Here is a 19,243-nt window from a genome sequence, read left to right as displayed (position 1 = left end):
GGAGGAGCACACGCCCACGAGGACCGGGACGAGAGCTATGCCGTGAATTGCGGTGGAATCAGCCGTGGTTTGTGGGCCGGGGCCCGGATCCCCGATGATGATCGCGGCGGACGCGGCACAGCAGACCCTGTTGATCGGGCCGTGAACGGCCGGTGAACGGTCCGTTCCCATCATCCGATAGCCTCTGCCGACACGCCGCCCGGCCGTTCCTGGCCTGGGGCGCCCCCCACCACGCACATGCCCGGCGTCGGCGTACGCCGGAACCCAGAGGAGTGAGTTCGTCCTGTCGACCGCCATCCTCACCGGTCAGCCGGTCCCCGGGTCGTCGCTCGAGAACGATCTCCGGTCGCTCGGCTTCGACGTGCGGGTCGCCACTGACGCGGCCGACGCCGAGACACTCCTCGCCGCCGTCCCCGCGAACCAGCGGGTCGCCGTCGTCGACGCCCGCTTCGTGGGGCACGTCCACGCGCTGCGGCTCGGCCTGACCGACCCGCGCTTCGACGCCGCCGCGATCCCCGGTGCCGTCACCGCCCGGCCCGCGGCCCGTCCGGCGCTGACCCGCGCGCTGCGCACCGCCTCCGACGACGCCTCGAACGGCTCTGTGGTGGTCGGCATCCTCGCCGAGCGGATCGCGGAGGTCCTCGACACCGACCTGCACCGCCCCGAGCTCGGCGAACTCGTCGCCGAGGTTCCGAGGGACCCGCAGGCCCGCAACGAGGCCCGGCAGGCCGTCTCCGTCGTGGACGACGAGGCGATCCGGCTGCGTACGGCCGTGAAGTCCCGCGACGGCTTCTTCACGACGTACTGCATCAGCCCGTACTCCCGCTACCTCGCCCGCTGGTGCGCCCGCCGCGGCTTCACGCCGAACCAGGTCACCACGGCCTCGCTGATCACCGCGCTGATCGCGGCGGGCTGCGCGGCGACCGGCACCCGTGCCGGCTACGTCGCCGCCGGACTGCTGCTCCTCTTCTCCTTCGTCCTCGACTGCACGGACGGCCAGCTCGCCCGCTACTCCCTGCAGTACTCCACGCTCGGCGCCTGGCTCGACGCGACCTTCGACCGCGCCAAGGAGTACGCCTACTACGCGGGCCTCGCCCTCGGTGCGGCCCGCGGCGGTGACGACGTATGGGCGCTCGCCCTCGGCGCGATGGTTCTGCAGACCTGCCGACACGTCGTCGACTTCTCCTTCAACGAGGCGAACCACGACGCCACTGCCAACACCAGCCCCACCGCGGCCCTTTCCGGCAGGCTCGACAGCGTCGGCTGGACGGTCTGGCTGCGCCGCATGATCGTGCTGCCCATCGGCGAGCGCTGGGCGATGATCGCCGTCCTCACGGCGGTCACGACGCCCCGCATCACCTTCTACGTGCTGCTGATCGGCTGCGCCTTCGCGGCGACGTACACGACGGCGGGCCGGGTGCTCAGGTCCCTGACCCGCAAGGCACAGCGCACGGACCGCGCCGCCCAGGCCCTGGCCGACCTCACCGACTCCGGTCCGCTCGCCGAGTTCCTGGCCCGCCTGACGCGTGGCGTACGCCTCAGCGGCCCGGCCGCCGTCGCCCTGGTCGCCGGCGCACTCGTCGTGGGCGCCTCCTGGCTTTCCCCGTACGGCAGTTGGTGGCCCGCCCTGGGCGCCGGCGTGTACGTCCTGCTGTCGCCCGTGGCCCTCCAGCGGCCCCTGAAGGGTGCCCTGGACTGGCTGGTTCCGCCGTTCTACCGGGCGGCCGAATACGGGACCGTTCTGGTACTGGCGGCCAAAGCCGATGTGAACGGAGCCCTTCCCGCGGCTTTCGGGCTGGTGGCGGCCGTCGCCTACCATCACTACGACACGGTGTACCGCATCCGCGGCAACGCCGGCGCGCCGCCGCACTGGCTGGTGCGGGCGATCGGCGGGCACGAAGGCAGGACGCTGCTGGTCACCGTCCTGGCCGCGCTGCTCACCGCCACAGATTTCAAGGTCGCGCTCACGGCTCTCGCCGTGGCCGTGGCGCTCGTGGTGCTCGTCGAGAGCATCCGCTTCTGGGTGACCGCCCACAAACTCGGCGCACCCGCCGTACACGATGAAGGAGAACCCGCATGATCGGCCTCGTGCTGGCTGCCGGCGCCGGACGGCGTCTGCGCCCCTACACCGACACCCTGCCCAAGGCACTGGTGCCGGTGGGACCCGAGGGCAACGAGGACAGCATCACCGTGCTCGACCTCACGCTCGGCAACTTCGCCGAGATCGGCCTGACCGAGGTCGCGATCATCGTCGGTTACCGCAAGGAAGCCGTCTACGAGCGTCGCGAGGCGCTGGAGCAGAAGTACGGCGTCAAGATCACCCTGATCGACAACGACAAGGCCGAGGAGTGGAACAACGCCTACTCCCTGTGGTGCGGCCGTGACGCGATCAAGCACTCGGTGATCCTCGCCAACGGCGACACCGTGCACCCGGTCTCCGTCGAGAAGACGCTGCTCGCCGCCCGCGGCGACGGCAAGAAGATCATCCTCGCCCTCGACACGGTGAAGTCCCTCGCCGACGAGGAGATGAAGGTCGTCGTCGGCCCCGAGGGCGGCATGACCAAGATCACCAAGCTGATGGACCCGGCCGAGGCGACCGGTGAGTACATCGGCGTCACCCTCATCGAGGGCGACGCGGCCGACGAGCTGGCCGACGCGCTGAAGACGGTCTTCGAGACCGACCCCCAGCAGTTCTACGAGCACGGCTACCAGGAGCTCGTGAACCGCGGCTTCCGCATCGACGTGGCCCCCATCGGCGACGTCAAGTGGGTCGAGATCGACAACCACGACGACCTCGCCAAGGGACGTGAGATCGCGTGCCAGTACTGACGAGGCTCATCCCCTCGCCGGTCGTCGTCGACATCAGGCCGGGGGCGCTCGACGATCTGGCGACGATCCTGTCCGACCAGCGCATCGCGCCCTCCGGCCGCCTGGCCTTCGCCATCAGCGGCGGCTCCGGCAAGGTCCTGCGTGAGCGGTTCGCCCCGGCATTCCCCGAGGCGGACTGGTTCTGCGACGCCGACGGCACCATCGACGGAGCGGTCCGTCTCGCCGACTCGATCAAGAAGGCCGGCCGTTACGACGCCGTCGTCGGCCTCGGCGGCGGCAAGGTCATCGACTGCGCGAAGTACGCCGCGGCGCGGGTGGGCCTGCCGCTCGTCGCGGTGGCCACGAACCTGGCGAACGACGGTCTCTGCTCCCCGGTCGCCACGCTCGACAACGACGCGGGCCGCGGCTCGTACGGTGTGCCCAACCCGATCGCCATCGTCATCGACCTCGACGTCATTCGCGAGGCTCCGGTGCGATTCGTACGGGCCGGTATCGGCGATGTGATCTGCAAGATCTCCGCCGTGGCCGACTGGGAGCTGTCGCACCGGGAGAACGGCGAGCAGGTCGACGGCCTGGCCGCCGCCATGGCCCGGCAGGCCGCTGAAGCGGTGCTGCGCCACCCGGGAGGTGTCGGTGACGACGCCTTCCTGACGACGCTCTCCGAGGCGCTGGTCCTGTGCGGCATCTCGATGTCGGTGGCCGGCGACAGCCGCCCGGCATCCGGCGCCTGCCACGAGATCAGCCACGCGTTCGACCTCAGCTTCCCCAAGCGCAGTGCCCTCCACGGCGAGCAGTGCGGCCTCGGCGGGGCGTTCGCCACGTTCCTGCGGGGCGACCACGAGACGGCCGGGCACATGACGGAGGTCCTCCACCGCCACGGCCTCCCCGTGCTGCCGGACGAGATCGGCTTCACCGTCGACGAGTTCGTCCAGGTCGTGGAGTTCGCTCCGTCGACCCGGCCGGGCCGCTACACGATCCTCGAACACCTCGACCTGTCCACCGACCAGATCAGGGACGCATACGCCGACTATGCAAAAGCCATCGGTAGCTGAGCTCCGCCCGGTCGTCCACCCTCCGGGTGTGAAGGACCGGCGGAGCGGCGAGCACTGGGGAGGCCGGCTCTACATGCGCGAGATCTCGCTGCGCATCGACCGGCACCTGGTGAACACCCGGGTCACGCCCAACCAGCTGACCTACGTGATGACCGTCTTCGGCGTGCTCGCCGCCCCGGCCCTGCTGGTGCCGGGCATCCCGGGCGCCCTGCTCGGCGTACTGATGGTCCAGCTGTACCTGCTGTTCGACTGCGTCGACGGCGAGATCGCCCGCTGGCGCAAGCAGTACTCGATGACCGGGGTGTACGTCGACCGTGTCGCCGCCTACCTGTGCGACGCCGCGGTCCTGGTCGGCTTCGGCCTGCGCGCCGCGGACCTCTGGGGCACCGGGCGGATCGACTGGCTGTGGGCGTTCCTCGGCACCCTGGCCGCCCTCGGCGCGATCCTGATCAAGTCCGAGACCGACCTCGTCGGTGTCGCCCGGCACCAGACCGGCAAGGCGCCGGTCCAGGAGTCGGCGTCCGAGCCGCGCTCGTCCGGCATGGCGCTGGCCCGCCGGGCCGCCGGCGCGCTCAAGTTCCACCGGCTCGTCCTCGGCATAGAGGCCTCCCTGCTGATCCTGGTCCTCGCGGTCCTGGACACGGTCAGGGACGACCTGTTCTTCTCGCGGCTCGGCGTCGCGGTCCTGGCCGGCATCGCGATGCTGCAGACCGTGCTGCACCTGGTGTCCATCCTCGCTTCGAGCAGGCTGAAGTGAGCACGGCCATGAAGGTCGGCGCGGTGATCATCACCATGGGCAACCGCCCCGACGAACTCCGTGCCCTCCTCGACTCGGTCGCCAAGCAGGACGGCGACCCGGTCGAGGTGGTCGTGGTCGGCAACGGCTCGCCCGTACCGGACGTCCCCGCGGGCGTACGGACGGTCGAGCTGGCCGAGAACCTCGGCATCCCCGGCGGCCGCAACGTCGGCATCGAGGCGTTCGGCCCCGGCGGCACCGACGTGGACGTCCTCCTCTTCCTGGACGACGACGGTCTCCTCGCGAACCACGACACCGCGGAGCTCTGCCGGCAGGCCTTCGCGGCCGACCCGGAGCTCGGCATCATCAGCTTCCGCATCGCCGACCCCGAGACCGGCGTCACCCAGCGCCGCCACGTGCCCCGGCTGCGCGCCTCCGACCCGATGCGCAACTCGCGCGTCACCACCTTCCTCGGCGGCGCCAACGCCGTCCGTACGAAGGTGCTCGGCCAGGTCGGCGGACTGCCCGACGAGTTCTTCTACGCCCACGAGGAGACCGACCTCGCCTGGCGTGCCCTCGACGCGGGCTGGATGATCGACTACCGCTCGGACATGGTGCTGTACCACCCCACGACCGCCCCCTCGCGGCACGCGATCTACCACCGGATGGTCGCCCGCAACCGTGTCTGGCTGGCCCGTCGCAATCTGCCCGCGCCGCTGGTTCCCGTATATCTCGGCGTGTGGATGCTGCTGACCCTCGCCCGTCGCCCCTCCCGCCCCGCGCTGAGAGCCTGGTTCGGTGGTTTCAAGGAGGGCTGGACCAGTCCGTGCGGCCCCCGGCGCCCCATGAAGTGGCGTACGGTATGGCGCCTGACCAGACTGGGCCGGCCACCCGTCATCTGACAAGCTCGAAATCTGAGAGCATTCGGGCCGTACCCCGGTCCCTGGCTTTGGCCTACGCCCGACCAGGCTGCGTATCTTGAGGACGAAAGTTTCCACTTGTGAGTGAGACAACGCATGACGGCGGTGTCGCGGTGAGCGCCCCTCCGTCGCCCGATGAAGGGCTCTCCGCGGCGGACCTCGCCGCCAAGTACGGGCTTGCCGTCAGCGGCGCCCGGCCCGGACTCGTCGAGTACGTCCGCCAGCTCTGGGGACGGCGTCACTTCATCCTTGCCTTCTCGCAGGCGAAGCTGACCGCCCAGTACAGCCAGGCCAAGCTCGGCCAGCTCTGGCAGGTGGCCACACCGCTGCTGAACGCACTCGTGTACTTCCTGATCTTCGGCCTGATCCTGGGCGCCGACCGCGGCATGCCCCAGGAGGTCTACATCCCGTTCCTGGTGACGGGCGTCTTCGTCTTCACCTTCACCCAGAGCTCGGTGATGGCGGGCGTCCGCGCGATCTCCGGGAACCTCGGCCTGGTCAGGGCGCTGCACTTCCCGCGTGCCGCGCTGCCGATCTCGTTCTCGCTGCAGCAGCTCCAGCAGCTGCTCTTCTCGATGATCGTGCTGTTCGTCGTGGCGGTCGGCTTCGGCAGCTACCCGGGCCTGTCCTGGCTCCTCATCGTCCCGGTGCTCGCCCTGCAGTTCCTCTTCAACACCGGCCTCGCGATGATCGTGGCCCGGATGGGCGCCAAGACCCCGGACCTCGCCCAGCTCATGCCGTTCGTGATGCGTACGTGGATGTACGCGTCCGGCGTGATGTTCTCGATCCCCGTGATGCTGGAGAAGCACCCCGCCTGGATCGCCGACATCCTCCAGTGGAACCCGGCCGCCATCTACATGGACCTGATGCGCTTCGCGCTCATCGACGGTTACGGTTCCGAGAACCTGCCCCCGCACGTGTGGGCGGTCTCGGCCGGCTGGGCCCTCCTCGTCGCCGTCGGCGGATTCGTGTACTTCTGGAAGGCTGAGGAGCGCTACGGCCGTGGCTGAGGAAAACACCGTGGGCCAGATCCCCACCGTCATCGCGGACGAGTTGCACATCGTCTACCGGGTCAACGGCGCCAAGACCGGCAAGGGCAGCGCCACCGCGGCCCTCAGCCGCATAATCAAGCGCGGCGAGGACCGTGGCGTCCGCAAGGTGCACGCCGTCCGGGGTGTGTCCTTCAAGGCCTACCGCGGCGAGGCGATCGGCCTGATCGGCTCCAACGGCTCCGGCAAGTCCACCCTGCTGCGGGCCATCGCGGGACTGCTCCCCGCCGAGAAGGGGCACGTCTACACCGATGGCCAGCCCTCGCTCCTCGGCGTCAACGCGGCCCTGATGAACGACCTCACGGGCGAGCGGAACGTCATCCTCGGCGGGCTCGCCATGGGGATGTCCCGCGAGCAGGTCCGGGAGCGCTACCAGGACATCGTCGACTTCTCCGGCATCAACGAGAAGGGCGACTTCATCACCCTGCCGATGCGCACCTACTCCTCCGGCATGGCCGCCCGCCTGCGTTTCTCCATCGCGGCGGCCAAGGACCACGACGTCCTGATGATCGACGAGGCCCTGGCGACCGGCGACCGCTCCTTCCAGAAGCGCTCCGAGGCCCGCATCCGCGAGCTGCGCAAGAGCGCGGGCACGGTCTTCCTCGTCAGCCACAACAACAAGTCGATCCGTGACACATGCGACCGCGTGCTGTGGCTGGAGCGCGGCGAGCTGCGCCTGGACGGTCCGACCGACGAGGTCATCAAGGAGTACGAGAAGTTCACGGGCAAGTAGCCCGAATCGCTCAGGGCCCCGTCGGAACGTTCCGACGGGGCCCTGCGTCTGCAAAGGAAACGCCAACTCTGGGCGTCCTTAGGAATCTTGACGCCAATCGGTGTGTTGTTGTGATGTGCAGGACACCCCGACGAGGCATGGCGGGTTGTACAACGTAAGCTGTACCGGTGCTGATTCGCGGCAAGTAGGGCGATAATGCGCGACACCCGGCATAGGGTCTGCTGCGCGGACGTCCGGGCGGCGTGTCCGAAATAGTCCGTATTGGGTCGGCAGTGTAGAACGGGAGATGTGACGGCAATGGCTACGGAAACTCTCCAGCTCAGCTGTGCGCGTGCCGTCTTCGCTTGTGCCGTTCGAGGCCCGGGCAGTGAGCGGTGACGCCAGCCGGGACGGCGCGCGCCGGTGACCCGGAGCGCAGCACCCTGGACAAGGCCACGGACGAGAACTTCCCCGTGGCACCGTTCTTCCTGCCCAGGGCCTGGCGCGCCGACCTCATGGCCGTCTACGGATTCGCCCGCCTGGTCGACGACATCGGCGACGGCGACCTGGCCCCCGGCGGTGCCGACGCCCGGCTCCTTGGCGTGTCCCCCGAGGAGGCCGAGGACCGGCTGCTCCTCCTCGACGCCTTCGAGGCCGATCTGAACAGGGTCTTCGACGCGACCCCGCGCCACCCGCTCCTGCGCCGCCTCCAGCCGACGGTCCGCCGCACCGGGCTGACCCCCGAGCCCTTTCTCGGCCTGGTCGCGGCGAACCGCCAGGACCAGCTCGTCAAGCGGTACGAGACCTACGACGACCTCGTCGCCTACTGCGAACTGTCCGCGAACCCGGTCGGCCGTCTGGTCCTCTCGGTCACCGGCACCTCGACCCCCGAGCGGGTCCGCCGCTCCGACGCCGTCTGCACGGCACTGCAGATCGTCGAGCACCTCCAGGACGTGGCCGAGGATCTGGACCGCGACCGCATCTATCTGCCAGCCGAGGACATGAAGCGCTTTCATGTCCAGGAGGCGGATCTCGCCACGGCCACGGCAGGCGCATCGGTGCGCGCACTGGTTGCATACGAAGCAGAACGCGCCCTGAACCTCCTGAATGAAGGCACCCCCCTCGTGGGTAGCGTCCACGGCAGGCTGAGGCTGCTGCTCGCGGGCTTCGTTGCAGGAGGAAGGGCGGCAATCCGTGCGATTGCCGCCGCCGAATACGACGTACTTTCCGGCCCGCCCAAGCCCGGCAAGATCCAGTTGCTGCGCGAGGTGGGAGTGACTCTGCGAGGAGAGGGGTGATCCGGACCGTGGAGGCTCCGCCACACATGTCCGCACCGGTACTCGCCGCATACAGCTACTGCGAGGCGATCACCGGGCAGCAGGCCCGCAATTTCGCGTACGGCATCAGACTGCTGCCGACGCCCAAGCGCCGCGCCATGTCGGCGCTGTACGCGTTCTCGCGCCGCGTCGACGACATCGGGGACGGCACGCTCGCTCCCGACGTCAAGGCCGCGCGCCTCGAAGACACCCGGGCGCTGCTCGCCCGGGTCCGCGACCGCTCCGTGGACGAGGACGACACCGACCCGGTCGCGGTCGCCCTCAGCCACACGGCGGACCACTTCCCGGTCCCGCTCGACGGCCTCGACGAGTTGATCGACGGCGTCCTCATGGACGTCCGCGGCGAGACCTACGAGACCTGGGACGACCTCAAGGTCTACTGCCGCTGCGTGGCAGGGGCCATCGGCCGCCTCTCGCTCGGCGTCTTCGGTACGGAACCGGGGGCGCGCGGCGCCGAGCGGGCGCCCGAGTACGCCGACACGCTCGGGCTCGCGCTGCAACTCACCAACATCCTCAGGGATGTTCGCGAGGACGCGGAGGACGGGCGGACCTATCTGCCGGCCGACGATCTGGCGAAATTCGGCTGCTCGGCCGGCTTCGACGGAGCGTATCCACCGGCCGGCTCCGACTTCGCGGGCCTCGTCCACTTCGAAGTGCGACGGGCCCGCGCGCTTTTCGCGGAGGGCTACCGGCTGCTGCCCATGCTGGACCGCCGCAGCGGCGCCTGCGTCGCCGCCATGGCCGGCATCTACCGCCGCCTCCTCGACCGCATCGAGCGCGAGCCGGAGGCCGTCCTGCGCGGCCGTGTCTCGCTGCCCGGCCGCGAGAAGGCGTACGTCGCCGTGCGGGGTCTTTCCGGTCTCGACGCCCGGCACGTCTCGCGCCGAACCATCAGGAGGCGCGCTTGATGGACACTTTGGGCCAAGATGAGGCAAGTCCCGGGAAACGGCGCGCAACCCTCCGGTCGGGGACCGCGTCCCTGACTTCAACGGCCGACCGTGCGCTGTTCGATCAGCACGGCCCGGCCTCGGGGGAAGGTGCACGATGAACGACACGACGCAGGACGAGGGGCTCGACGCGGATCAGCGGAGCCGCCCGGCGACGGCCGTGGTGGTCGGCGGGGGGCTCGCCGGAATCACCACCGCGCTCGCGCTCGCCGACTCCGGGGTGCGCGTGACGCTGGTGGAGGGCAGGCCGCGCCTCGGCGGGCTGGCCTTCTCCTTCCAGCGCGGCGCTCTCACCGTGGACAACGGCCAGCATGTGTATCTGCGCTGCTGCACCGCGTACCGCTGGTTCCTCGACCGCGTCGACGGAGCAGAGCTTGCTCCCCTGCAGGATCGTCTCGACGTGCCCGTTCTCGACGCGGAGGCGAAACCCGGACGCAGACTCGGCAGAATCGGCCGCACGGCGCTGCCCGTGCCGCTGCATCTCGCCAAAAGCCTCGCGACCTATCCCCATCTGTCGCTCGCCGAGCGCGCCAGAGTAGGACGTGCCGCGCTGGCCCTCAAGGGCCTCGACCTCGCGGATCCGGCGCTCGACGCGCAGAACTTCGGCACCTGGCTGGCCGCGCACGGTCAGTCGGAGCGTGCCATCGAGGCACTGTGGGACCTGGTGGGGGTCGCCACCCTCAACGCGGTGGCCGGCGACTCGTCGCTCGGGCTCGCCGCGATGGTGTTCAAGACCGGTCTACTGTCCGATCCGGGCGCGGCCGACATCGGCTGGGCACGCGTCCCGCTGGGTGAACTGCACGACCGGCTGGCCCGCAAGGCGCTCGACTCAGCGGGCGTCCGTACCGAACTCCGGACACGGGTCACCTCCATCTCCCTCAACGAGAACGGGCGTTGGAGCGTTCAGGTTCCCGGCGAGACGCTCGACGCCGACGCGGTCGTGCTCGCCGTACCGCAGCGCGAGGCCCACGGTCTGCTGCCCGACGGCGCCCTCGACGCCCCTGAACAGCTCCTCGACATCGGTACGGCGCCGATCCTCAACATCCACGTCGTGTACGACCGCAAGGTGCTCAGCCGGCCGTTCTTCGCCGCGCTCGGCTCGCCGGTGCAGTGGGTCTTCGACCGGACCGGGGCGTCCGGGCTCTCGGACGGCCAGTACCTGGCGCTGTCGCAGTCGGCCGCGCAGGACGAGATCGACGAACCCGTCTCGGCACTGCGCGAGCGGTACCTGCCGGAGCTGGAGCGGCTGCTGCCCGGCACCCGCGGCGCCGAGGTCCGGGACTTCTTCGTGACCAGGGAGCGTACGGCGACGTTCGCTCCGACTCCCGGCGTCGGGCGGCTGCGGCCCGGCGCCCGTACCAAGGCACCCGGCCTCTACCTGGCCGGCGCGTGGACCGCCACAGGGTGGCCCGCGACCATGGAGAGTGCGGTCCGCAGTGGCGTGAGTGCGGCGGACGCCGCGCTGAGCGCCCTGGGCCGGCCCCGCGATCACCTCTTCGAGCTCTTCGAGGAGGCGGCGTGACGCTCGAACTGAGCGCGGCGGGCCCCCGCACCCCCCGTATCACCACAAGAGGAGAGACTGTGCCCACTGTGCCCCCGGCATCGACGGCTGCCGACGCGGTGGACGTGACCGCGCTCCTGGAGCGCGGCCGGACCCTGGCCACTCCGGTACTGAGGGCGGCCATCAACCGCCTCGCCCCTCCCATGGACACCGTCGCCGCCTACCACTTCGGCTGGATCGACGCCGAAGGCAACCCCGCGGAGGGAGACGGCGGCAAGGCCGTACGTCCCGCCCTCGCCGTCATGTCCGCCGAGGCCGCCGGCGCGGCCCCCGAGGTGGGCGTGCCGGGCGCGGTCGCCGTTGAACTGGTGCACAACTTCTCGCTCCTGCACGACGACCTGATGGACGGCGACGAGCAGCGCCGCCACCGTGACACCGTCTGGAAGGTGCACGGCCCCGCCCAGGCCATCCTCGTCGGCGACGCCCTGTTCGCGCTGGCCAACGAGCTGCTCCTGGAGCTCGGCACGGTCGAGGCGGGCCGGGCCACGCGCCGCCTGACCACCGCCACCCGCGCCCTGATCGACGGCCAGGCGCAGGACATCTCCTACGAGCACCGCGACCGGGTCAGCGTCGAGGAGTGCCTGGAGATGGAGGGCAACAAGACGGGCGCCCTGCTCGCCTGCGCCTGCTCCATCGGCGCGGTCCTCGGCGGCGCCGACGACGTCACCGCCGACACGCTGGAGAAGTACGGCTACCACCTCGGCCTCGCCTTCCAGGCCGTCGACGACCTGCTCGGCATCTGGGGCGACCCGGTGGCCACCGGCAAGCAGACCTGGAGCGACCTGCGCCAGCGCAAGAAGTCCCTGCCGGTCGTGGCCGCGCTCGCGGCGGGCGGTCCGGCTTCCGACCGCCTCGGCGAACTGCTCGCCGAGGACGCCAAGAGCAGCGACTTCGAGAACTTCTCCGAGGAGGAGTTCGCCGCGCGCGCCGCGCTCATCGAGCAGGCGGGCGGCCGCGAGTGGACCGCCCAGGAGGCGCGCCGCCAGCACACCATCGCCATCGAGGCGCTCGACACGATCCTCATGCCGGACCACGTACGGGCCCAGTTCGTGGAGCTCGCCGACTTCGTCGTCGTACGAAAGAGATGATCACTATCGGTCGAATAAGCCTCGCGTAGTCGCCGGCCGGTGCCGCGGGAGAACGAGCACCGGCCGACGGCGGACCCACAGCAGAGACATGCCACTGCACGAAGGGGAAGCCATGACAGCGACGACCGACGGAAGCACCGGGGCCCTGCCGCCCCGGGCAGCCGCGGCCAGCGAAACCACAGAAGTCACGACTCCCGAGGCGGCCGGGACAGTCGACACCCGAGACGCCGCCGAGCGCGCGATACTGCGCGCCACCGACTTCCTGCTCTCCACGCAGGACGCCCAGGGCTGGTGGAAGGGCGACCTCGAGACCAACGTCACGATGGACGCCGAAGACCTGCTGCTGCGCCAGTTCCTGGGCATCCGCGACGACGAGACCACCCGCGCCGCCGGCCTCTTCATCCGCGGCGAGCAGCGCGAGGACGGCACCTGGGCCACCTTCTACGGCGGACCGGGCGAACTCTCCACCACCATCGAGGCGTACGTCGCCCTGCGGCTGGCCGGTGACGCGCCGGACGAGCCGCACATGGCGAGGGCGTCCGCATGGATCCGCGAGCGGGGCGGCATCGCCTCGGCCCGGGTCTTCACCCGGATCTGGCTCGCCCTGTTCGGCTGGTGGAAATGGGACGACCTGCCCGAACTCCCGCCGGAGCTCATCTACTTCCCCAAGTGGGTGCCGCTCAACATCTACGACTTCGGGTGCTGGGCGCGGCAGACCATCGTGCCGCTCACCGTCGTCTCGGCGAAGCGTCCGGTACGGCCCGCGCCGTTCCCGCTCGACGAGCTGCACACCGACGCGAACAACCCGAACCCGGTCAAGCCCCTTGCCCCCGTGGGGAGTTGGGACGGGGTCTTCCAGCGGCTCGACAAGGCCCTGCACACCTACCGCAAGGTCGCGCCGGGCCGACTCCGCAGGGCCGCGATGAACACCGCCGCCCGCTGGATCATCGAGCGGCAGGAGAACGACGGCTGCTGGGGAGGCATCCAGCCGCCCGCCGTGTACTCGATCATCGCGCTGCACCTGCTGGGCTACGACCTCCAACACCCGGTGATGCGCGAGGGGTTGGCGTCCCTCGACCGGTTCACCGTCTGGCGCGAGGACGGGGCCCGGATGATCGAGGCCTGCCAGTCGCCGGTGTGGGACACCTGCCTCGCGACCATCGCGCTCGCCGACGCGGGCGTGCCCGCCGACCATCCGCAGCTGGTGAAGGCCGCGGACTGGATGCTCGGAGAGGAGATCGTCCGCCCGGGGGACTGGGCGGTCAAGCGGCCCCATCTGCCGCCGGGCGGCTGGGCGTTCGAGTTCCACAACGACAACTACCCCGACATCGACGACACCGCCGAGGTTGTCCTCGCCCTGCGCCGCGTCAAGCACCACGACCCGGAGCGCATGGAGAAGGCCATCGGGCGCGGGGTGCGCTGGAACCTCGGCATGCAGTCGAGGAACGGCGCCTGGGGCGCCTTCGACGTCGACAACACCAGCCCCTTCCCCAACCGGCTGCCGTTCTGCGACTTCGGCGAGGTCATCGACCCGCCGTCCGCCGACGTCACCGCGCACGTCGTGGAGATGCTCGCGGTCGAGGGACTCTCCCACGACCCGCGCACCCGCCGCGGCATCGAGTGGCTGCTCGCCGAACAGGAGGCGAACGGCTCCTGGTTCGGCCGCTGGGGCGTCAACTACGTATACGGAACAGGGTCGGTGGTGCCCGCGCTGGTCGCCGCCGGACTGCCCGGATCGCATCCCGCGATCCGCCGGGCCGTGGCATGGCTGGAGACCGTGCAGAACGACGACGGCGGCTGGGGCGAGGACCTGCGCTCCTACCACGACGTCGCCGAGTGGAGCGGGCGCGGCGCCTCGACCGCCTCCCAGACCGGGTGGGCGCTGCTGGCGCTGCTCGCGGCCGGGGAGCGCGACTCCAAGGCCGCCGAGCGCGGTGTCGCGTGGCTCGCGGAGACCCAGCTGGCGGACGGCTCCTGGGACGAGCCGTACTTCACCGGTACGGGGTTCCCGTGGGACTTCTCGATCAACTACCACCTCTACCGGCAGGTCTTCCCGCTCACCGCGCTCGGCCGGTACGTCAACGGCGAACCGTTCGCCGACCGGCAGGGCTCCTTCGGCAGGGCGAGCTGATGAGCACGACACCGGGCGCCGCCCCGCTGCTGATCGCCTGCGCGCTCGGCATCGAGCAGCTGGCCCTGCGTACCGGCGGCGACCGGGGCAGCGCCGACGGCCCGGTCACCGTGCTGCGTACGGGCATGGGGCCGGGTGCCGCCGAACGGGCGGTCGCCCGGGCCCTGTCCGGCCCCGCGCTGAGCGGGGCGGCCGTGCTGGCCACGGGCTTCTGTGCCGGGCTCGCCCCCGGTATGCACCCGGGGGACCTGGTCGTCGCCGACGAGACCAGGGACCCGCGCGGCACCACGCCCTGTGTGGGCACCGAACTGCTCGTCAAGGAACTGGCACGCGCCCTGCCAGGGCGCACCGTCCACACGGGGCCGCTCACCGGCTCCGATCACGTCGTCCGCGGTCAGGAACGGTCGGAACTGCTCGCGACCGGCGCGATCGCGGTCGACATGGAGTCGGCGGCCACACTCCACAGCGCCGTCCGCGCGGGCATGCGCCCGGTTGCGGCCGTCCGGGTGGTCGTGGACGCTCCAGAACATGAACTCGTCCGGATCGGCACGGTGCGCGGTGGAATATCGGCCTTCCGCGTTCTTCGTGCCGTTCTTCCAGCTTTCTTCGAATGGCACCGTTCTTTGCTGCTCCCCAGGAGGTGAGCCAGATGGCCATGCCGCTCCGCCAGACCATCAAGGTCGCGACGTATCTCTTTGAACAGAAACTGCGCAAGCGGGACAAGTTTCCGCTGATCGTCGAGCTTGAACCGCTCTACGCCTGCAATCTGGCATGCGAGGGCTGCGGCAAGATCCAGCACCCGGCCGGAGTGCTCAAGCAGCGCATGCCGGTGGCCCAGGCCGTCGGGGCGGTGCTGGAGTCCGGGGCGCCGATGGTGTCCATCGCCGGCGGCGAGCCCCTGATGCACCCGAAGATCGACGAGATCGTGCGGCAGCTGGTGGCCAGGAAGAAGTACGTCTTCCTGTGCACCAACGCCATGCTGCTGCGCAAGAAGATGGACAAGTTCACGCCCTCGCCGTACTTCGCCTTCGCCGTGCACATCGACGGCCTGCGTGAGCGGCACGACGAGTCCGTCGCGAAGGAGGGAGTGTTCGACGAGGCCGTGGCGGCCATCAAGGAGGCCAAGAAGCGCGGCTTCCGGGTCACCACCAACTCGACCTTCTTCAACACCGACACCCCGCAGACGATCATCGAGGTCCTCAACTTCCTCAATGACGACCTGCACGTGGACGAGATGATGATCTCGCCCGCCTACGCCTACGAGAAGGCGCCCGACCAGGAGCACTTCCTGGGCGTGGAGCAGACCCGCGAACTGTTCAAGAAGGCCTTCGCTGGCGGCAACCGGCGGCGCTGGCGGCTCAACCACTCCCCGCTCTTCCTGGACTTCCTGGAGGGTAAGGTCGACTTCCCGTGCACGGCGTGGGCGATCCCCAACTACTCGCTCTTCGGCTGGCAGAAACCCTGCTACCTGATGAGCGACGGGTACGTCACGACGTACCGGGAACTCATCGAGGACACCGACTGGGACTCCTATGGCCGCGGCAAGGACCCGCGCTGCGCCAACTGCATGGCGCACTGCGGCTACGAGCCGACCGCGGTCCTGGCCACCATGGGCTCCCTCAAGGAGTCCCTGCGCGCCGCCCGTGACACCGTCTCCGGAAACCGCGGGTGACGTCATGACCGCCATCTCCTTGGGCCTCCCCGAGGTGCCGGTCCGGCCGATCGCGGAGCGCCGCGCCTCGCGGCAGATCCAGGTCGGACCGGTGGCGGTCGGGGGCGGGGCACCCGTGTCCGTCCAGTCGATGACGACGACGCGTACGTCGGACATCGGCGCCACCCTGCAGCAGATCGCCGAACTGACCGCGTCCGGCTGCCAGATCGTCCGCGTCGCCTGTCCCACACAGGACGACGCGGACGCGCTGGCGACCATCGCGCGCAAGTCGCAGATCCCGGTGATCGCGGACATCCACTTCCAGCCGAAGTACGTGTTCGCCGCGATCGAGGCGGGCTGCGCGGCGGTCCGCGTGAACCCGGGCAACATCAAGCAGTTCGACGACAAGGTGAAGGAGATCGCGCGCGCCGCCAAGGACCACGGCACGCCGATCCGGATCGGGGTCAACGCCGGTTCGCTGGACCGGCGGCTGCTCCAGAAGTACGGCAAGGCGACGCCCGAGGCACTCGTGGAGTCGGCGCTGTGGGAGGCGTCGCTCTTCGAGGAGCACGGGTTCCGGGACATCAAGATCTCGGTCAAGCACAACGACCCGGTCGTGATGGTCAACGCCTACCGGCAACTGGCGGCCCAGTGCGACTACCCGCTGCACCTCGGCGTGACCGAGGCGGGTCCTGCCTTCCAGGGCACCATCAAGTCCGCGGTGGCCTTCGGGGCGCTGCTCGCCGAGGGCATCGGGGACACCATCCGGGTCTCCCTGAGCGCGCCGCCCGCCGAGGAGTGCAAGGTCGGCATCCAGATCCTCGAGTCGCTGAATCTCAGGCAGCGGCGGCTGGAGATCGTGTCCTGTCCCTCCTGCGGGCGGGCCCAGGTCGACGTCTACAAACTGGCCGACGAGGTCACGGCCGGCCTGGAGGGCATGGAAGTGCCGCTGCGCGTCGCGGTCATGGGCTGTGTCGTCAACGGACCGGGAGAGGCCAGGGAGGCGGACCTGGGGGTCGCCTCCGGCAATGGCAAGGGCCAGATCTTCGTCAAGGGCGAGGTCATCAAGACCGTCCCCGAGTCGAAGATCGTGGAGACCCTCATCGACGAGGCGATGAAGATCGCCGAGCAGATGGAGGCGGACGGCGTCGCGTCAGGCGAGCCGGAGGTCACGGTGCCGGGGCAACCCACCGTCACCGCGAGTTAGCTGCAGCACGGACCGAGAGGGGGCCGAGCGTGACGATTCTGGAGAGCATCCGGGGACCACGCGACCTGAAAGCGCTGTCCGAGGCGGAGATAGGTCAACTGGGCGACGAGATCCGGGAGTTCCTGGTGCACGCGGTCGCCAGGACCGGCGGTCATCTGGGGCCCAACCTGGGGGTGGTGGAACTCTCCATCGCGCTCCACCGGGTCTTCGAGTCGCCGGTCGACCGCATTCTGTGGGACACCGGCCATCAGAGCTACGTACACAAGCTGCTGACGGGACGTCAGGACTTCTCCAAGCTGCGCGGCAAGGGCGGCCTGTCCGGCTACCCGTCTCGCGAGGAGTCCGAGCACGACATCATCGAGAACAGTCACGCGTCCACCGCGCTCGGCTGGGCCGACGGGCTCGCCAAGGCCCGCCAGGTGCAGGGGGAGAAGGGGCACGTCGTCGCGGTCATCGGCGACGGCGCCCTCACCGGCGGCATGGCGTGGGAGGCGCTGAACAACATCGCGGCCGCCAAGGACCGGCCGCTGATCATCGTCGTCAACGACAACGAGCGCTCGTACTCGCCGACCATCGGCGGCCTCGCGAATCATCTGGCGACCCTGCGGACCACCGACAGCTACGAGAAGGTCCTGGCCTGGGGCAAGGACGTGCTGCTGAGCATGCCCGTCGTCGGCGGCACCCTCTACGAGTCGCTGCACGGCGCGAAGAAGGGGTTCAAGGACGCGTTCGCGCCGCAGGGCATGTTCGAGGACCTGGGGCTGAAGTACGTCGGCCCGATCGACGGGCACGACGTGGGCGCGGTGGAGTCGGCGCTGCGGCGCGCGAAACGCTTCCACGGGCCCGTACTCATCCACTGTCTGACCGAGAAGGGGCGCGGCTACGAGCCCGCGATCGCCCACGAGGAGGACCACTTCCACACCGTCGGCGTGATGGACCCGCTCACCTGCGAGCCCCTCGCGCCGTCCAACGGCCCTTCCTGGACCTCGGTGTTCGGCGACGAGATCGTGAGGATCGGGGAGGCGCGCGAGGACGTCGTCGCGATCACGGCGGCCATGCTGCACCCGGTGGGACTCGCGAAGTTCGCGGAGAGGTTCCCCGACCGGGTGTGGGACGTCGGCATCGCCGAGCAGCACGCGGCGGTGTCCGCGGCCGGGCTCGCGACCGGCGGACTGCATCCGGTCGTCGCGGTGTACGCGACCTTCCTGAACCGTGCCTTCGACCAGTTGCTGATGGATGTCGCACTGCATCGCTGCGGAGTGACGTTCGTGCTGGACCGCGCCGGGGTCACGGGAGTTGACGGAGCGTCACACAACGGCATGTGGGACATGTCCATCCTCCAGGTCGTGCCGGGGCTCAGGATCGCCGCGCCGCGCGACGCCGACCAGCTGTGCGCCCAACTGCGCGAGGCGGTCGCGGTGGACGACGCCCCGACCCTGATCCGGTTCCCGAAGGAGTCGGTGGGGCCGGTCGTTCCGGCGGTCGACCGGGTGGGCGGCTTGGACGTCCTGCACCGGGGCGAGCGGCCCGAAGTGCTCCTCGTGGCCGTCGGCGTGATGGCGCCGGTGTGTCTCCAGGCGGCCGAACTGCTGGAGGCGCGGGGCGTCAACTGCACGGTCGTGGACCCACGTTGGGTCAAGCCCGTCGATCCCGCGCTGCCCGGACTCGCCGCCGAGCACCGCCTGGTCGCCGTCGTCGAGGACAACAGCCGGGCGGCCGGCGTGGGCTCGGCGGTCGCGCTCGCCCTCGGGGACGCCGAAGTCGACGTGCCCGTACGGCGGTTCGGGATCCCCGAGCAGTTCCTCGCACACGCCAAACGGGGTGAGGTGCTCGCCGACATCGGTCTCACGCCCGTCGAGATCGCCGGGCGGATCAGCGCGAGCCTGGCCACTCAGGAGGCGCGCTCGACAGTCATGGAGGCCGAACCCTCGGTCGAGGGGCAGGCACCCGAAGGGCGGGCCGTGAACGGGAAGACCGCTGACGGGAAGGCCTCCGCGGCGGACGTCTCGAAGGCGCGGCCCGC

16 protein-coding genes and 1 pseudogene are annotated in these 19,243 nt (G+C 70.1%); all 17 read left to right on the top strand.

The genetic code is table 11. The features are described from left to right. The first annotated feature begins 283 nt into the window (after positions 1–283). Positions 284–2,080, top strand: a complete 1,797-nt coding sequence (locus QF035_RS09710) for a DUF5941 domain-containing protein (RefSeq protein ID WP_307531012.1) — start codon at positions 284–286, stop codon at positions 2,078–2,080. Next, entirely contained in the window at positions 2,077–2,829 is a 753-nt protein-coding gene (locus QF035_RS09705; RefSeq protein ID WP_269649843.1) for a phosphocholine cytidylyltransferase family protein, read from the top strand. The genes QF035_RS09710 and QF035_RS09705 overlap by 4 nt, the downstream gene beginning before the upstream one ends. After that, positions 2,817–3,881: an iron-containing alcohol dehydrogenase family protein gene (locus QF035_RS09700; RefSeq protein WP_269649844.1), complete on the top strand. Its 1,065-nt coding sequence runs from the start codon at positions 2,817–2,819 to the stop codon at positions 3,879–3,881. The genes QF035_RS09705 and QF035_RS09700 overlap by 13 nt, the downstream gene beginning before the upstream one ends. Further along, positions 3,859–4,638 carry a CDP-alcohol phosphatidyltransferase family protein gene (locus QF035_RS09695; protein ID WP_307519622.1) on the top strand — a complete coding sequence of 260 codons (780 nt, stop codon included), beginning with the start codon at positions 3,859–3,861 and terminating at the stop codon, positions 4,636–4,638. Before QF035_RS09700 ends, QF035_RS09695 begins: the two co-directional genes overlap by 23 nt. Beyond that, positions 4,635–5,519, top strand: a complete 885-nt coding sequence (locus QF035_RS09690; RefSeq protein WP_307519620.1) for a glycosyltransferase family 2 protein — start codon at positions 4,635–4,637, stop codon at positions 5,517–5,519. Before QF035_RS09695 ends, QF035_RS09690 begins: the two co-directional genes overlap by 4 nt. Positions 5,520–5,617: 98 nt before the next feature. Continuing rightward, positions 5,618–6,547: an ABC transporter permease gene (locus tag QF035_RS09685; protein ID WP_307519619.1), complete on the top strand. Its 930-nt coding sequence runs from the start codon at positions 5,618–5,620 to the stop codon at positions 6,545–6,547. After that, positions 6,540–7,319: an ABC transporter ATP-binding protein gene (locus tag QF035_RS09680; RefSeq protein ID WP_055616162.1), complete on the top strand. Its 780-nt coding sequence runs from the start codon at positions 6,540–6,542 to the stop codon at positions 7,317–7,319. Before QF035_RS09685 ends, QF035_RS09680 begins: the two co-directional genes overlap by 8 nt. 374 nt (positions 7,320–7,693) lie before the next feature. Then, on the top strand, positions 7,694–8,596 hold the full coding sequence (hpnC, locus tag QF035_RS09675) for a squalene synthase HpnC (RefSeq protein WP_307519618.1): 903 nt from the start codon (positions 7,694–7,696) through the stop codon (positions 8,594–8,596). A 26-nt stretch (positions 8,597–8,622) separates the two neighbouring features. Next, on the top strand, positions 8,623–9,543 hold the full coding sequence (gene hpnD / locus QF035_RS09670) for a presqualene diphosphate synthase HpnD (protein WP_307887923.1): 921 nt from the start codon (positions 8,623–8,625) through the stop codon (positions 9,541–9,543). Next, positions 9,543–9,683 carry a DUF6380 family protein gene (locus QF035_RS55680; RefSeq protein ID WP_373466938.1) on the top strand — a complete coding sequence of 47 codons (141 nt, stop codon included), beginning with the start codon at positions 9,543–9,545 and terminating at the stop codon, positions 9,681–9,683. The genes hpnD and QF035_RS55680 overlap by 1 nt, the downstream gene beginning before the upstream one ends. Further along, positions 9,680–11,104: a hydroxysqualene dehydroxylase HpnE gene (hpnE, locus tag QF035_RS09665; RefSeq protein ID WP_307519616.1), complete on the top strand. Its 1,425-nt coding sequence runs from the start codon at positions 9,680–9,682 to the stop codon at positions 11,102–11,104. The genes QF035_RS55680 and hpnE overlap by 4 nt, the downstream gene beginning before the upstream one ends. After that, a complete protein-coding gene (locus QF035_RS09660) occupies positions 11,101–12,231 on the top strand; it encodes a polyprenyl synthetase family protein (RefSeq protein ID WP_307519614.1) in 1,131 nt (376 codons plus the stop codon). Before hpnE ends, QF035_RS09660 begins: the two co-directional genes overlap by 4 nt. A gap of 112 nt (positions 12,232–12,343) precedes the next feature. Continuing rightward, a complete protein-coding gene (gene shc / locus QF035_RS09655; protein WP_307519613.1) occupies positions 12,344–14,362 on the top strand; it encodes a squalene--hopene cyclase in 2,019 nt (672 codons plus the stop codon). Continuing rightward, positions 14,362–15,006: a phosphorylase family protein gene (locus QF035_RS09650; protein WP_307519612.1), complete on the top strand. Its 645-nt coding sequence runs from the start codon at positions 14,362–14,364 to the stop codon at positions 15,004–15,006. Before shc ends, QF035_RS09650 begins: the two co-directional genes overlap by 1 nt. 5 nt (positions 15,007–15,011) lie before the next feature. Continuing rightward, a complete protein-coding gene (hpnH, locus tag QF035_RS09645) occupies positions 15,012–16,034 on the top strand; it encodes an adenosyl-hopene transferase HpnH (RefSeq protein WP_307519611.1) in 1,023 nt (340 codons plus the stop codon). Between the two features lie 4 nt (positions 16,035–16,038). Continuing rightward, positions 16,039–17,220 carry a flavodoxin-dependent (E)-4-hydroxy-3-methylbut-2-enyl-diphosphate synthase gene (gene ispG, locus QF035_RS09640; RefSeq protein WP_307519610.1) on the top strand — a complete coding sequence of 394 codons (1,182 nt, stop codon included), beginning with the start codon at positions 16,039–16,041 and terminating at the stop codon, positions 17,218–17,220. Between the two features lie 29 nt (positions 17,221–17,249). Beyond that, positions 17,250–19,127 (top strand): annotated as a pseudogene (gene dxs, locus QF035_RS09635) (1-deoxy-D-xylulose-5-phosphate synthase); the annotation flags it as partial. Between the last annotated feature and the right edge of the window lie 116 nt (positions 19,128–19,243).

Origin of the sequence: Streptomyces umbrinus, from assembly GCF_030817415.1 — a bacterium.
Classification (GTDB): Bacteria; Actinomycetota; Actinomycetes; order Streptomycetales; family Streptomycetaceae; genus Streptomyces; species Streptomyces umbrinus_A.
This window is presented reverse-complemented; position numbering and strand designations above follow the sequence as displayed.

Bases quoted from the DNA above. Each gene is read 5' to 3' on its own strand.
- QF035_RS09705 (WP_269649843.1), top strand. From the start codon at position 2,077: ATGATCGGCCTCGTGCTGGCTGCCGGCGCCGGACGGCGTCTGCGCCCC.
- QF035_RS09695 (WP_307519622.1), top strand. From the start codon at position 3,859: ATGCAAAAGCCATCGGTAGCTGAGCTCCGCCCGGTCGTCCACCCTCCG.
- hpnD (WP_307887923.1), top strand. From the start codon at position 8,623: ATGTCCGCACCGGTACTCGCCGCATACAGCTACTGCGAGGCGATCACC.
- QF035_RS55680 (WP_373466938.1), top strand. From the start codon at position 9,543: ATGGACACTTTGGGCCAAGATGAGGCAAGTCCCGGGAAACGGCGCGCA.
- hpnE (WP_307519616.1), top strand. From the start codon at position 9,680: ATGAACGACACGACGCAGGACGAGGGGCTCGACGCGGATCAGCGGAGC.
- shc (WP_307519613.1), top strand. From the start codon at position 12,344: ATGACAGCGACGACCGACGGAAGCACCGGGGCCCTGCCGCCCCGGGCA.
- QF035_RS09650 (WP_307519612.1), top strand. From the start codon at position 14,362: ATGAGCACGACACCGGGCGCCGCCCCGCTGCTGATCGCCTGCGCGCTC.
- hpnH (WP_307519611.1), top strand. From the start codon at position 15,012: ATGGCCATGCCGCTCCGCCAGACCATCAAGGTCGCGACGTATCTCTTT.
- ispG (WP_307519610.1), top strand. From the start codon at position 16,039: ATGACCGCCATCTCCTTGGGCCTCCCCGAGGTGCCGGTCCGGCCGATC.